Below are 13,837 nucleotides of genomic sequence, written 5' to 3' on the forward strand. Positions count from 1 at the left end.
TAGCTAATCCCCTTGCTTAAGGAGTTGTTCGGGGAGCGAAGCTCTCTCGTGATCTGCTCACGATGGGTTCCAGTCAGTAAGCTTTCCCGACAAGAATGTATCTGCCTGTCGTTCTAGATATGCACGTTGAGTATCGACGATAGCTTTTCGAAGAGTTGCCCCTTCGGAGATACGGGTAGACGCCATCTGCTGTTTCCATTGCGCCGGTGTCATCCGGGCTTGGACACGATCTCGAAGAGGTGATATATACTGTCGAACCTGTTCGTCCCGAAGCCCGTGGGCTTGTAACCCACCCTCCGCAGCACTGAACAGCTCCTCGTAAATTGCCTCCAGATCAGTCGTGATTCGCCCTTCGGCGGTCATCCAGGTAAGTTCCGCATCGATACCGTCACGCATTGCGGCATAGAAGTTGTCCCTGGCGGTGTCCCACCTCAACCGCCGGACCGGATGCTGTGCGGAGTGGAAGTGTTCGAGAGCGCCAGCGAACACCGCCTGAAACGCGATCGTGTCGCGTAGCGTCGGTTGACCAGGTAACGGTCGAAACTCGATCCGGGCGTTCGCACTCGACCGCTTTGCGCCACCGAACACTGGCCGAATCCACCGCCAGTATGTTCCGTGTTTCCGTCGGAAGTGCGCGAACTCGTCGTCGAATCGATCGCCACGCTCTACTGGCATCGGAACGATCGTCTCATCGGCGGCGATATTGTCAATCGCTTCTTCGACCGTCTCGAACTCTTCAGGGAACCTGACCTTCCGGACCTGGTCGGTATTGAGCGAGGTTTCGAACACCTTGATCCGGTTGCCCATCCACGCGTCGTCGATGACTGTCTGTGCGGTGACGCCGTCATCGTAGAGGCTTGGAGGGAAAAACGGGGAATTGACGCCAAGCGCGAGGAGAGGCCCTGCAAGCCGAATCGCGTAGCTGAAATAGGACGGGAGAGCTTCTGCGTTGGGGACCTGATAATGTGGCTGTATCGATGTGATGAGGCTTTCTGGCATGATGGTATCTGTCTCCAACGAGACGTGTGGAGCGTCGAGACGCCCGCCCGTGGGAGCATCGGTGTTTCCCATCGCATGATAGCGGATCGAGTCGCTCATGTTGGTCGCAATCGTCAGGCCATCGTCCTCGATGGAGTCGGTGAGGTACTCGCGTGCGGTTTCGCCGCTCGGTGGAATCGTCCACAGGCCGTCGCTGGCCAGACGCATATTATTGGCGTGAGTCGGCTCCCGTGCCGCAGCCAACCGACCCTTGATTTCGGCCTGTTGGGCCTCAATCCCGTGCTCATTTAGCGGTTGAGGTGTCGTACTCATCTCCGCGTTATGCAATCCCAGTTCTTTCTCGAAGCCGATGAACGAAAGTGTCCGGCGAGGAATTCGCCGGAGCGTTCCTTCTTCTGGATCGCTTTTCTCTCTATTCCCGTTGGTTGTGGTCTCGTCGGTTGTCGCATAGAATTCGCACTCTAATCCAACCAGTCCCTGCGGATTGTCGAACGTTCCCTCTGCGACTTCGGACTTGATGACTTCTGCATCCTCCTCAACTTGGGTCTGGAACTCGCTTTGGGATATCTCCAGTATATCCTCAATCTCGGCTCCGAGTTCTGTCCGGGTCATAGCCAGCCGTCGCTGCTATGGATTGAAAAAGCGCTTGGTCTGAGACTCGTCAGGACGGATTCTGAGAGATTTCTACAGGCTGAACAGGGCGAGTGCCTCGGGGTCGTTCGGAAATCTTCGATTTCCGTGATGGGCGTGGGACGAGATCCCACGAACCTGCGAACGGCGCAAGCGCCGTGAGCAGATGACGAGACGCTTCGTGCCTCGAACCACTTGAGTCGAGGGTGAAGCCTGTCATTCGGTTCAACAAATCGAACGATTATTATATCAAAAAGTCTCATCTGATCGTAGCGGCCAGAAAACGATCCTACAGACGGAGTTGAAGACTTCAACCCCGTGCTGGCCGTGTCGCAGTTTGGGAATGCGGCTCCTCTCAAAAACCGCTGTTATAGTGGGTGAGACGGGAGTTGTCGGGTCGTGGTGGAGCGACCGGCCTCCACGGACACACCGAGTGTGTGTTCGGGAGTTGATTCCAGCCGACCTCTTTGCCGTGGAAAATGAGGGAAATCAAATCCCCTTGCCAGGTGTAGTGCGGCCCTAGATAGGGAATCCTCGGGGCTTGTCCCCGGGGTACTTTATGTACTCAATTTGCGCCCTTATACTGGTGAATCGGTCAGTTTTGTGCTGTGGGATGGACGACACATACCCAGCAGCTTCTGGAAGAAACGGAAAACAGTATTAAGTAGCGACTATACCAATAGTACTGATAGAAGGCAGTGGTGCAGAATAGTTCTCAAGGCCTAACTCGGCGGATTTCGATCACCGGGATCGTATTAACCGAACCGATACTCGGAGGGAAATAATGGCTCAGATCAGAGCGAAATCTTGTCTCACTCAAAAACCCGGACCGGGCAGCTCAGAGTGTGTGAAGACTTCTGCACCACCGCCCTGATAGAATACTACCAAACCGGAGGATGCAGCGTAAGCTCCCCGCGTATCTACTCGAGTAGTATCCTATCGCCACATACAGGACAGGTCGGCCCTGACTGTCCACTGTCGAGTTCAGACTGTTTCCCTGTCCATCCACACGTCGGGCACTGGCTTAGCTCGGGTGCAGACACAGGCTATGGTGACCACATATCGCCAGATTAAAAAGCGTGGTGCCAGCCTACATCGGAAAGTACAGTGGGAGTGATGTTCTTGACCCCCTGTGACTGGGCCTTTGTGAAGGCTGCTGACGAGTTGATTGCGCTGTTGTCAATTGGACTGCTTCCCGTTGGACAGTAGAGGCGAATAGTGATCTTGAAAAGACGGTGAGCGACACGGTCAATTGTGCTCGTCGAAAACGCCGGGATCTGGCTCGAATTCCGTGACTTCCGCCTCGATGACGTCGCGCTCGAAGTAGAGGAGTTCAACGGCAAGCACGACGACGGCAAGACCAAGCACGATATAGAACGTGTTCGGTTCCCGCGTGTACAGGTTGTACATCATCAGCGGGAAGAACGCCAGCGCACCGACTGTTCCAATTGCGGGGATGACGGCGTTCACCTCGTCGTGATCACGCTGGCGGAACGCGAGGTAGCTCATCGCCCCGAACACGAGGATGAACGACAGCGATGCGAACGAGGTGATTGCACCGAGCCCACCGAACCACGTAAACGCCCCAGTGATGGCACCCAGTACGAGGACTGTCCGCTCGGGAACCCCGTCGGCATCCGAACTCCCGATCTGATCGGGGAGGATGTCGTCACCGAGCATTCCCTTGGCGAAATACGCCGACGAGAACAGGGTCGCGTTGATGGCGCTCCCCGTCGAGAACAACGCCGACAGCGCAAGGATGACTGCTCCGAGTTGTGCCAGCCCGTAGGGCTGCATCATCAGTGAGGCGGCGTCCTTCAGCGCGACGTGCGGGTGGGACGTGAGCGCCTGCGGAACGAGGTTTACCGTCACCATTCCCACGAGAATGTAGATTGCAACGGCGACCGGGATGGAGATGTACACGGCCGTCCGGATGGTATCGACGGGGTTCTCGATACCCTCTTGATCGTAGTACAGGAGCTGCCAGCCCTGAAACGCCACGAACGAGATGGCCGCCGCCATGAGGGGGTCGAATCCACCAAGATGGCTAACACCATACTCGAACTGCGCACCACTGAATCCAAACGCATACACCAGCCCGAGAAGACCGAACACGACGAGAATGCCAACCTTCAGAGCGACAAGGACGTTTTCTGCGGCTCCGGTGGTCCGCGACCCGAGCAGGTTGAGGCCGACGAACCCGGCTACCGCCAAGACCGAGATGAGCGGTCTGGTCGGGACCTCCAGAACGCTCCCGGGGATGATGCCGAAAGCAGCCGTGAACTCACCGAATGCGAAGGCGTACATCGCCATCGAACCGATGTAGCCAAACAGGAGCGTCCAGCCTGCGATTCCAGCTAGAGTGGAGTTGCCGAGATAACACTGGACGAACGTCACAGAGCCGCCCTGGTTGTCCGTGAGACTGTTGAGCTTGTTGTACGAGTAGCCCGCACATATGGCGACGATTCCGGCGGCGAGAAACGCGACCCAGATGGCGGACATCGTTATGTTTGCCACCACACCGAGAACGGCGTAGATGCCACCTCCGATCATACCGCCGAGTGCCATCGAGATACTCTCTTTCAGTCCGAGGCTCTCAGCCATGACAATCGAGCTCCATTCAATTCCCTCCTTGATAGGTCATTGCGGTTTGTGAGGCGTGAACCCTTCGCCTGTGAGGGAGGATTATCGGGAGGTTGCACTCTGATAGAGACACGCTCTGGGTTCAACATAGATCGTTTGAACTACTCGACTTCTGTCAGGAGTGGCGTGACCGATTCAGAGAGTACAGTCAGCACAGCAGATGTGTTCGTTCCAGACATATCACGCTGAATCAGTTTTCCAGTGTACGTGAGTCCCGGATGGCAGAGACTTAAGTAGTTCCCGTCTCGGGTTGTATGTTATGGAACTCCTCCAGAAGAGTGAGAGCACCCCCTCGCTCCCCGAATCCAGTATCGTTCTTATTGGTCTTTTGTTTACTATCGTAGGCCTCACATTCCGAGATTCGTTCGGGTTCACAACACTCCTCGCTGCGCTAGGGATCGGTCTCATAGTCGCTGGGACGGTCTATATCGCTGTTGAAGGTTCTGAATCAGTCCGCCTATCACTGGCGTTTATGTCACTCGTTGCGCTGCCATTGCTCTCCTATGGCAGTGTCATTGGCTCTGGTGAATCGCTAGACGACGGCGGCTTCGATCGTTAGAACTAGGAAGTTGAAGCGGGAAACCGTCGATGATTCATGTCTAAGATCTCCCGCTTCACGAGCAAAGTCGTTCAGTTAGCTAAAAATGCTGTTGGTGAGCGAGGCGAAGTCGCCGCCCCCGAAGGGGGTGGCGGCTTCGCCGAGTATGCGGTGGTGTCGCTGCACTGTCTGCGGGTTTACCTGGAAAAATCCTACCGAGAGGCACTCGATTTGCTGAGCGAGATGCCACAAATACTCGGGGAGATCGGCCTCAACGCGGCCGATCTCCCCGACCACTCCACGCTAGTCAAGTGGTTTGACAGAATCAAGACAGCACTCTGGCGAGTGCTGCTGCGCCTGTCGGCGCAGCTGCACGACACGAGCGGTCACGCCGCCATTGATGCGACATTCTTCGACCGCGAAAACGCTAGCAAGCACTACTGTCGGCGGACGAATTACCGGGTTCAGACGCTCAAAGCAACTGCTCTCGTCGACACAGAAAGCCAAGCCATTCTGGACGTTCATTGCACGACTGAGAAACGCCACGACACACAGCTCGGCTGGCAGGTCGCCCTCCGCAACGCGGCCGACCTCGCCAGCCTCGCTGCCGACAAAGGCTACGATTGGATGGATTTACGCGAAAAACTCCGCGAAGAGGGCGTAAGACCGCTGATCAAACATCGAGAGTTCCGGCCCATCGATCACGCGCATAACGCGCGGATCGATGGGCCTCGATACCGCCAGAGAGCGATGTGTGAGACCGTCTTCTCGACGATCAAGCGCACGCTCGGCGACGCCGTGCGTGCGCGAACTTGGTACGGTGAATTTCGTGAACTCGTTCTGATGTGTGCCGTTCACAACATCAAGCAATCGCTAAAACAGTGAAATCAAGCTACGTCTGGCGATTCACCACGGCCGTGTCATTCGATGGACTGGCGGGATCATCATAGGTGCCGTCATCGTTGGTGCTGTGTACACTCGGATATCGAGATAAGAGGGAGATCTTCGTCTGTACTGATTCAAGCAACCTCCTGACAGTGAGCTTGTGCGAGATACGCGCCGTGTATGCACCTATGGAAACGCTGCTACCCGAACAAACCACCGCTGGCGACAAAATGATTACGCCGTCTCGGAGTCTGCTACTGCCACAGCCGACAGGCGGACCCAATCGTGATGCGGTGCGGTCGCTATCTGGCGATAGCAGTTGCTCACGGAGGGCCTCGGCCGACCACTGAGGGCCGCCCGCTCGGCGGCCCTCAGCTCCCTCGTCTACGCGCTCACACCTGGTGGATCGTACACTTCGTCTCGATCAAGCATGTGGTAGATCGAGACCAACATCTTCCGCGCCGTCGCCACGATCGCTTTCTGTGAGTTCTTCCGGTTGGCTAGTCGTTCGTAGAACCGACCCAGATACTCGTCGTTACAGACATGCACCGCGTTGTGAGCAGCCTGGACGAGCAGCCACCGAACTCTCCCTGAACCACGTTTCGAGATGCTTCCCTCGATCCGCGAGTCAGGCGACTCGCGGATCACCGGGTTCAATCCGACGTAACTGACGACTTCTTTGTCTCGGTCAAATCGACTAATTTCGCCCAACTCCGCGTAGATCGTCAACGCCGTGTAGTAGCTCACGCCAGGAATCGTCATCAGCAACTGGGTCTCGCGCAGAGATCCAGCGCGTTCCTCGATCGTTTCTTCGAGTTCCTGTATCTCCTCGGTGAGGGTCTCGATCAGTTCAAGATACGACTCCAGCAACGCATCCCACGGCGTCGGGAGCGAGAGTTCCCGCAGGAACTCTCGCCCCTCCTTGTTCAACGGCTTCACGTCCTCAGTGATGCCGTGATCGGAGAGGAGTCCGTGAATCTTGTTGGCGTACTTGGTGCGGTTTTCGACCAACGTCTGTCGCCCGCGCACGAGTGCGCGGGCTTCCCTGACTTCGTCGGTTGGAACATAGCTCTCAGGGACCGAATTCAACCGAACCATCCGCGCGAGTTCTTTGGCATCGACGCGATCAGTTTTCTTATCTGACTGAGCGATCTGGTTCAGTTCTTTCGGGTGAGCAACAGTCACATCCAAATGCTCCGACAGCGTATCGTGGATGTGGTAGTAGTTGCTGGTCGCTTCGATTGCGGCTTGGGCACCAGCGTACCGCTGGGCGAGGTCGTCGAGGTTCGCGTTCTCGACGCGAACCTCTTCGACGATCTCACCACCCTCATCCATTACTGCCACCTGTGCGTACCGTTTGTGGACATCAATTCCGAGGTACATGGTTTGTTCACCCGGGACGCCAGTGCGTGAAGCAGAGATGCACCTATGCGGGCTTTCCCGGGTGCCGCTCCCGGCGGCACCCGGGCTGTTACGCCCATGACTCGGCTTCTTTCGCACACGGACCAGTCAGCAGCACGTGCTCTGAGGCACGGCATACAGGTCGGTCTCTTGCGCCCCATGTCTTGGTTCACACTCGCTTAGGGTAGCAGCGTTTCCATCGAGTCAGCACGGGCCTTCGCTAACTACTCAGAGTCTGTCAGTAACGGCGTGACCGATACAGAGGATGTGTAGCAACTTCACCTCTTGTCTTTTTGGTTATTCCCAATGAGCTCCCCGTAGGATTGAACTCATTACAAGAGCGGTGAACTCAACCCGACCGACTCGATCACGCTGAGAAAAGCTCGGGCGTGACGAAGCCGATCACGAGAAGACTCACCAGTACAGCGATCGCCGTGAGTCGCAGGGCACCAGCAGCCCGTCGTTGAGATTTCGGCAAGGACTCGGCAATGCCTGAGAGGGCCATCCCGGCAATCAGAAACAGTCCACCATAGAACGGCGTCGCCCCCTTTACAATGACGTAGTACCCTTGTTGCCCGGCCAATAGAAGTGCGCCACAGAGGAAAACCAGCCCAATCCTCCTGGAAGGTTCGCTGAACACGAGCTCATCGACCATAGAGGGCATCAAGCGTGTCGTCTCCCGCGATATTTAAATACTGCAGGGATCGCGTACCCGCCGCTGAGACGAGTATGGTCTGATCGTGAAACGGTGCTGATGGCGCTGACCGACTCGCGCCCTATTTCGAAGCTCGGCAGAATAGGTTGCCGAATATCCGTACAAACGGATGGCCACCGGTATCAGAACTCTTGCCGCGCAGTCTCAGCGACGCGGTCTCGCGCGCGAGCGCTGACACTTACCAGGTGCCGTGGAACGTATCGAACGCCAGATCTTCGAGGTCTTCCTCGCCGACGGCGATCCGGTACTCCTGTGGGGTGAGGATCGGCTGTTTGAACTGCGGGCCGTCGTCGGTCGTGATCCGCGGACAGGCCGTGTTGACGTAGGCGTCGAGCCCGAAGTTCGTCAGTCGGTCGGGCGTGACCTCGTCCATCGTGATCATGTACGCGTCGTCGTTGCTCTCGACGATTTCCTGCGCAATCTCCCAGCGGCCCTGGCCGATCTTCGTCGAGAAGATGACGCCCCACGTGTCGGCGTCCATCGCCTTGTGTACGGCCGCGTATCGCTGTTTCATGAACTGCTCCGAGTCGGCCAGGTCGAGCGAGTTGTTCACTGGGTCGGCGATGACGACCGTCTTTTCGGGGTGTTCCATCGCCAGTCCCAGCGGGTGGAACTTCCCGCCGCCGACATAGAGAATCTGGTCGGCGTCGACGTCCGCGCTGGCGTAGTTACAGCCCAGAACCTGCCCCTCGTGAGTCAGGCGCTCGTCGCCCCGGCGCGTGTGGACGGTGTATCCGCGCTCTTCGAGCCACTCGCGCATCTCGTCGAACTTGTTCATGTGCTGGGCCGTCGTCACCAGCCCCACGTCCTCGTCTTCTTCGGAGGGAACGAGCTGCTCCTCGAACGCCTGCTCCATGATGGGGAAGACGTCCACGTTCGAGAACAGCGGGACGTAGATGATCTTCTCCGATTGTTTCATCGGGGAGTGGCCGAAGTGGACGAACACGTCCGTCCGACGCATGAGGTCGGTGTCCAGATCACAGGCACCGTAGCAGTGTTCGCCCGACAGCAGTACGCTCACGTCGTCCGGAAGCTCCGACCGAAGGTCGTCGACGACGGCAGGCCCACGGCGTTTGAGTCCCTCGGGGAACTGCAACCCGACGGAGGTCGCGTCGCGCTCGTCGACTTCGGAAATAATCCGATCGAGTTCGTAGTCCCACTCGCGGTCGTGCTTGAGAGAGAGGCCGGTATTGCGGAGATCGCCCTCGGTCCGTTCTTGACTCATTGGACCGTCTTAACCGTCGAGACTGTTTAAGAGGCGTGTTTCCGGAAGGCCAGTCGAGAGACGGTCCCGGGTACGAAACCGATCGCAGATACGGGACCGTCGCAGATACTTAGTAGTATGTGGACAAAAACCATACTATGACACGGTCCTCGCGTCGCGCGTTCGTCGCGGCGGCCGGCGGCGTCCTCTCCGCGGGATGTCTGGCCGCACCAGGTCGACGAGAACCGGGCGACTCAGAGATGGAGTATCCTTTCGAGGGCCCCCATCCGCTTGGCTTCGAGGCCGTCCCCGACGACGTGGCCGACCCGCCCTCCTTCCAGGGGGAACGAGTTTACGAATCGGACGTCGCCCGGGGGATTATCGACATCGTCGACCGGCAGAGTGGATGGACGACGCTCGTGTACGGCCGTTCGCAGGACGGCTACGAGACGCCCGAACTGAGGGAGCTCTCGCCGGACGGAGAGATGGTCAGTTCCCGGACGCTGGACGCGGTCCCGTCGAACAGGGTCTGGCATCTGGAACGGCCCGGAGAGCGACTCGTCGTGGGCGGACAACGAGAGCAGGACGACCGGGAAGCGTCGTGGTTCCGTGGTGTTGACTCCGAGTTCGCGTTCGATGCCGACTGGCGGACCATCTACGCCGGTGTGACCGTCGACGGTGACTCACTCCTCGGAGCGGGGACGCTCGAGGGCAATTCGGAAGAACTGGGTGCGATCTGTCACCGAATCGGCCCTGACGGATCGATCACGTGGGAGCAGACCGTCGAGGATACGGGGCCCGACACGCAATTCTGGTCGGTCACGACCACCCACGAAGGCGTGCTGGCAGGCGGATTGAACGCCGGAGACGTGTGGCTCGTCTCCTACGCCGACGGCGAGGAATCCTGGCGACGAACGATCACCCACGGCGAGGAGGCCTACATCGTCGAACACCTCGCTGCCGGGCAGACAGGGACGTACGCAGTAGCCCAGACGAACCAGTTCGCGACAGGAAACAACCACCTGCTGTTACTCTCGCTCGGTCGTGAGGGATCCGTCGAATGGGCGCGCGTCTTCGATCCGAACTTCGAGGAGTACACCGAGGGACCGATGGAGTTGTACGGTCGCGGAATCGTCGACGCTGGCGGGCCGGTACTCGTCGGCCACACCCCCGATCGGGTCTGGCTGGCCGCGACCGAGCCGGACGGAACGATGCGGTGGGCCGGCTATTACCCCGAATCCCGCGGGGATCGGATCATTAGGTCGCTCGGACTCGCGACGGCCGACGGACGACTCTCGCTGTACGGCAGCACCGGCACCCATCAGGAGGAGACGCCCTGGCTCGCCTGGCTGAATCCGTAACGGCGCGGCCGCAACGACGGGGCACACGGTGGTTCAATGGTCGACGGCGTCTCGAAGGTCGCCGACGTGCGTACGGATCAGGACTCGGCAACGTCCAGGAGGTTGTCGTCGACGTACGAGTCAGGACTCGACAGCGTCCCGAAGGTCCTCGACGTGCGTGCGGACGACTCTCAGTGTCGCGTCGGCGTCGGCGTATCCCCGATCGTACTCTTCGAACGCGGCGTCGGCGTCGTTCAGAAACTGTTCGATTGCGTCGTCTTGGTCCGTCATAGACGGGTATACTGACGGCGTACACCTGACTATGACGGTTCGTCCTCTCGATCTACGACCTGGGACTGGAGATACGACTCGATCAGAGTGAGATGGTGCTCGATCATTTCGGGGTCGTCCAGCGTTACGCTCCGCTGGAGCGCTCCCGAGACCGTCGCGTAGACGAACTGCGCCACCTCGTCGGCATCGACTAGTTGGAACGTGCCGGCGTCGATGCCGCGTTCGACGGCGTCGGTCAACTCGGCGAGGATCAACGTGTCCGAGCGAGCGAACTGTTCGCGGTAGGCGTCCACGTACGGCGCCTGCGATCGCATCCCGAAAAGCGCGCGATAGAACCGAAACCGTTCAGATTCGATATCCGGCGGGAGCAACCGCTCCACGATTGCCAGCACTTCCTCGTATGGGTCGTCGGCCTCGATTGTCTGCAAATCCGCCTCCAGCTGGTCGAGCAGGTAGCGAAGAAAGTCCGCGAGTAGTTCGTCTTTGTTTTCGTAGTGGTAGTACAGCAGGGATCTGCTCTTGTCGAACTCGTCGGCGATCGTCGAGATGCTGGTGTCCGGGTACCCGTGGTCACACAGCGCCCGATAGGTCGCCTCCATGATCGCCGCGGTCGTGTCGTCGTCCTGGCCGGTCTCGCTCATTCCCTACCGGTGATTCTGAACCGGCCGGATAAGACGCTTTGGCTCTGTTATCGCGGGCCCACAGCCGCGTGACATCGTTAACGCAGAGTGAAAACACTGTGAACGGACTGAACAGTGACGGTATCTTATGCTGATTCCTGGTGTCGTATCCGGTATGAGCGTAGCCCGAACGCAGTGCCCCAACTGTGAGTTCGCAGTCCGGGACGGAGACGAGTGTCCGCTGTGTGGTACTGATCTCAGTGACACCGACGACGCCTGAACGTTCTCCGGGCCGCGGCATTCGGCCCGCTCCGCTGTCGAGCGTGACTGATGATACGACGGGTATCAGTCAGATACTCGTCCGGATGTCGGTATATCAGCAGTTCTTGCGGGCTGGCGAGCGGTTTTACCTGTCAGTTGCGTACTGTGCCTGTGCCCGCCCCGCACGAGGTCCTCGGAGTCGATCCTGCTGCCGACGAGGCGGAGATCCGCGCGGCCTACCGCCGACGAGCCAAGGAAGTTCATCCCGACCAGGGCGGCTCCGCCGAACAGTTCCAGGCCGTCCGGGATGCATACGAACAGCTTCTGTCTGGATCGGCCCCCGACCGAACGTCAGCTACCGAGTCGGCGGAGACGCACGGCAGGGGGACGCAGTCACCGACAGCGAGCCGCGAGCCCGATAGGCCCGAGGAGACGGTAACGGTCGAGTATCTCGATTACGAGGTGCTCGACGATCACGGCTGGTCGCTCGACGCGACGGACCTGTTCGAGCGTGCTCGACGCGCCGATCTGGAGCCCGACGCGCACGGACGGCTCGCCGTCGAACCGGGGGAGACGCTCCTGGAAGCCGCCGAACACAATGGGTTCGCCTGGCCGTTCGCCTGTCGGGGCGGTGCCTGTACGAACTGTGCGATCGCGATCGTCGACGGACGGATGCCCCCGCCGGTCGGTCACATTCTTCCGGAGTCGATGATCGAACGCGGGATCCGACTGTCGTGTCTGGCCGCCCCGATCACCGACAACGCCAAAGTCGTCTACAACGTCAAGCACATGCCGGACGTCGCGGAGTTGCTCCTCCCCGCGAGTCGCTTCGAGCAGACCCACTCGAAGTAGTCAGACCGGTACCGTTATCCGACGCAACACATTATACCTGTAGCGGTATGGATAACGTTCGAACTGGACTTTCGTACGGCGATGCGCTGCTCGTTCCGCAGCGCTCGCCGGTTGACAGCCGCAGTGACGTGGATCTCTCGACCCAGTTGACGCCCGAGATCGAACTCGAAACGCCGCTGCTGTCGGCTCCGATGGACACCGTCACGGAAGCCGAGACGGCGATCGCGCTCTCGGAGGCCGGCGGCTTCGGGACGGTTCATCGCTTCATGGCGGTCGACGAGCAGGTCGAGGCTGTCGAGCGCGTCGTCGCGGCCGGCGAACGCTGTGGCGCGGCGGTCGGTATCGCCGAGGACACGATCGCCCGCGCCGAGGCCGTGCTCGAGGTCGGCGCATCGCTGGTGATGGTCGATGTCGCCCACGGTCATCTCGAACGGACGCTCGATGCGGTCTCGGAACTGCGAGACGCGTTCCCCGACGCCGAGATCGTCGCCGGTAACGTCGCGACGAAACGGGGCGTGCGCGACCTGGCCGACGCCGGTGCCGACGCCGTCAAAGTCGGGATCGGACCGGGTAGTCACTGTACGACGCGCCGTGTTGCCGGTGCTGGCGTTCCCCAGTTGACCGCTGTCGACGACTGCTCCGACGCGGCCGAACCGCTCGGCGTCCCGATTATCGCCGACGGCGGCATCCAGACATCCGGCGACGCGGTGAAGGCGCTGATGGCGGGTGCCGACACCGTCATGATGGGGAGCCTTTTCGCCGGCACCGAGGAAGCGCCGACCGAAATCGTTGAGGTCGACGGGACGCGGTACAAGCGATCCCGCGGAATGGCGACGACCGCCGCCAACGAGAACCGCTCCGACAAGGACGCCGACACGGCAGCACCCGACGCCGACGAAGGTGTCGAGGCACTGACCGAATACAAGGGACCGCTGGCCGACGTCGCCGCGGAGTTCGCGGCCGGAATGCGGTCCGGCCTCTCCTACGTCGGTGGCCACACGATCGAACAGGCCCGCGAACGAGCGGAGTTCATCCGGGTCGCCCCGGGTGCAAAGGACCGAGAAGGCGCGCACAGCGACCACGACTGGGAGACAGTTTCGGTCGACGACTAACTGAACTGAAAATGAGTGGCCCTCGGCCTGTTCGCTATCGGCCGAGCGTCTCGAATCCGATGACCCGATACGCCGGACAGGTCTGCAGGTAGCCTGTCACGACCAGTACGGCACCGACGATGGCGAGCACGACCGGGCCGACGACGGTGCTGATCGTGCCCGATACGCCACCGATCCCGGCGAACAACGCGATTGCGACCGCGAGAACAGCGATTCCGATGACGATACGTGCGAGCCTATCGGTCGAGCCGACGTTTTGCTCCATATCGGATATATCACGCTCCGGGAAGAAAACTGTAGCGGCCCAGTAGCCGCGTGCGCGGGTGTCATATCTATCGGCACATTC

General features: G+C 59.6%; 13 protein-coding genes. 5 read left to right on the top strand and 8 right to left on the bottom strand.

Annotated elements, in window-relative coordinates; genetic code table 11:
• Positions 1–57: 57 nt before the first annotated feature.
• Positions 58–1,611: a hypothetical protein gene (locus HSEST_RS04740; protein ID WP_229122491.1), complete on the bottom strand. Its 1,554-nt coding sequence runs from the start codon at positions 1,609–1,611 to the stop codon at positions 58–60.
• Positions 1,612–2,877: 1,266 nt separating this feature from the next.
• Positions 2,878–4,233, bottom strand: coding sequence for an APC family permease (locus tag HSEST_RS04745; protein WP_229122493.1), 1,356 nt, complete (start codon positions 4,231–4,233; stop codon positions 2,878–2,880).
• Between the two features lie 298 nt (positions 4,234–4,531).
• Between HSEST_RS04745 and HSEST_RS04750 the strand changes: the two genes are divergently transcribed.
• Both HSEST_RS04750 and HSEST_RS04755 read left to right on the top strand, forming a co-directional pair.
• Positions 4,532–4,831, top strand: coding sequence for a hypothetical protein (locus HSEST_RS04750; RefSeq protein WP_229122495.1), 300 nt, complete (start codon positions 4,532–4,534; stop codon positions 4,829–4,831).
• Positions 4,832–4,867: 36 nt separating this feature from the next.
• A complete protein-coding gene (locus HSEST_RS04755) occupies positions 4,868–5,695 on the top strand; it encodes an IS5 family transposase (RefSeq protein ID WP_229122497.1) in 828 nt (275 codons plus the stop codon).
• Positions 5,696–6,079: 384 nt separating this feature from the next.
• Here HSEST_RS04755 and HSEST_RS04760 read toward each other — a convergent pair whose 3' ends face one another.
• From HSEST_RS04760 to dph2, 3 genes are all read right to left on the bottom strand, one after another.
• The gene (locus HSEST_RS04760) at positions 6,080–7,078 is read right to left on the bottom strand and encodes an IS110 family transposase (RefSeq protein ID WP_229122498.1); all 999 of its coding nucleotides are present in this window, start codon (positions 7,076–7,078) and stop codon (positions 6,080–6,082) included.
• Between the two features lie 385 nt (positions 7,079–7,463).
• On the bottom strand, positions 7,464–7,760 hold the full coding sequence (locus tag HSEST_RS04765) for a hypothetical protein (RefSeq protein WP_229122499.1): 297 nt from the start codon (positions 7,758–7,760) through the stop codon (positions 7,464–7,466).
• A 229-nt stretch (positions 7,761–7,989) separates the two neighbouring features.
• On the bottom strand, positions 7,990–9,036 hold the full coding sequence (dph2, locus tag HSEST_RS04770; protein WP_229122500.1) for a diphthamide biosynthesis enzyme Dph2: 1,047 nt from the start codon (positions 9,034–9,036) through the stop codon (positions 7,990–7,992).
• A 137-nt stretch (positions 9,037–9,173) separates the two neighbouring features.
• On the opposite strand from dph2, the gene HSEST_RS04775 reads away from it, so the two are divergent.
• Positions 9,174–10,376 (top strand): hypothetical protein, encoded by a 1,203-nt coding sequence (locus tag HSEST_RS04775; protein WP_229122501.1) that lies wholly within the window; start codon positions 9,174–9,176, stop codon positions 10,374–10,376.
• A gap of 120 nt (positions 10,377–10,496) precedes the next feature.
• On the opposite strand, the gene HSEST_RS04780 is transcribed toward HSEST_RS04775, so the two are convergent.
• Complete coding sequence (locus HSEST_RS04780; RefSeq protein WP_229122503.1) at positions 10,497–10,646, bottom strand: hypothetical protein; 150 nt, start codon at positions 10,644–10,646, stop codon at positions 10,497–10,499.
• Positions 10,647–10,675: 29 nt separating this feature from the next.
• Positions 10,676–11,287, bottom strand: coding sequence for a TetR/AcrR family transcriptional regulator (locus tag HSEST_RS04785; RefSeq protein ID WP_229122506.1), 612 nt, complete (start codon positions 11,285–11,287; stop codon positions 10,676–10,678).
• 411 nt (positions 11,288–11,698) lie between these two features.
• On the opposite strand from HSEST_RS04785, the gene fer reads away from it, so the two are divergent.
• Both fer and HSEST_RS04795 read left to right on the top strand, forming a co-directional pair.
• Positions 11,699–12,379 carry a ferredoxin Fer gene (gene fer / locus HSEST_RS04790; protein WP_229122508.1) on the top strand — a complete coding sequence of 227 codons (681 nt, stop codon included), beginning with the start codon at positions 11,699–11,701 and terminating at the stop codon, positions 12,377–12,379.
• Between the two features lie 47 nt (positions 12,380–12,426).
• Complete coding sequence (locus HSEST_RS04795) at positions 12,427–13,491, top strand: guanosine monophosphate reductase (protein ID WP_229122510.1); 1,065 nt, start codon at positions 12,427–12,429, stop codon at positions 13,489–13,491.
• A 34-nt stretch (positions 13,492–13,525) separates the two neighbouring features.
• Here the strand turns inward: HSEST_RS04795 and HSEST_RS04800 are convergent, their stop codons facing one another.
• Complete coding sequence (locus tag HSEST_RS04800) at positions 13,526–13,756, bottom strand: YgaP family membrane protein (RefSeq protein WP_229122512.1); 231 nt, start codon at positions 13,754–13,756, stop codon at positions 13,526–13,528.
• Between the last annotated feature and the right edge of the window lie 81 nt (positions 13,757–13,837).

Source organism: Halapricum desulfuricans (genome assembly GCF_017094465.1).
GTDB lineage: Archaea > Halobacteriota > Halobacteria > Halobacteriales > Haloarculaceae > Halapricum.

Excerpts from the sequence above, each read along its gene's own strand:
- dph2 (WP_229122500.1), bottom strand. The coding sequence starts at position 9,036 with ATGAGTCAAGAACGGACCGAGGGCGATCTCCGCAATACCGGCCTCTCT.
- HSEST_RS04740 (WP_229122491.1), bottom strand. The coding sequence starts at position 1,611 with ATGACCCGGACAGAACTCGGAGCCGAGATTGAGGATATACTGGAGATA.
- HSEST_RS04755 (WP_229122497.1), top strand. The coding sequence starts at position 4,868 with ATGTCTAAGATCTCCCGCTTCACGAGCAAAGTCGTTCAGTTAGCTAAA.
- HSEST_RS04795 (WP_229122510.1), top strand. The coding sequence starts at position 12,427 with ATGGATAACGTTCGAACTGGACTTTCGTACGGCGATGCGCTGCTCGTT.
- HSEST_RS04745 (WP_229122493.1), bottom strand. The coding sequence starts at position 4,233 with ATGGCTGAGAGCCTCGGACTGAAAGAGAGTATCTCGATGGCACTCGGC.
- HSEST_RS04780 (WP_229122503.1), bottom strand. The coding sequence starts at position 10,646 with ATGACGGACCAAGACGACGCAATCGAACAGTTTCTGAACGACGCCGAC.
- HSEST_RS04785 (WP_229122506.1), bottom strand. The coding sequence starts at position 11,287 with ATGAGCGAGACCGGCCAGGACGACGACACGACCGCGGCGATCATGGAG.
- HSEST_RS04775 (WP_229122501.1), top strand. The coding sequence starts at position 9,174 with ATGACACGGTCCTCGCGTCGCGCGTTCGTCGCGGCGGCCGGCGGCGTC.
- HSEST_RS04750 (WP_229122495.1), top strand. The coding sequence starts at position 4,532 with ATGGAACTCCTCCAGAAGAGTGAGAGCACCCCCTCGCTCCCCGAATCC.
- HSEST_RS04765 (WP_229122499.1), bottom strand. The coding sequence starts at position 7,760 with ATGCCCTCTATGGTCGATGAGCTCGTGTTCAGCGAACCTTCCAGGAGG.
- HSEST_RS04760 (WP_229122498.1), bottom strand. The coding sequence starts at position 7,078 with ATGTACCTCGGAATTGATGTCCACAAACGGTACGCACAGGTGGCAGTA.
- HSEST_RS04800 (WP_229122512.1), bottom strand. The coding sequence starts at position 13,756 with ATGGAGCAAAACGTCGGCTCGACCGATAGGCTCGCACGTATCGTCATC.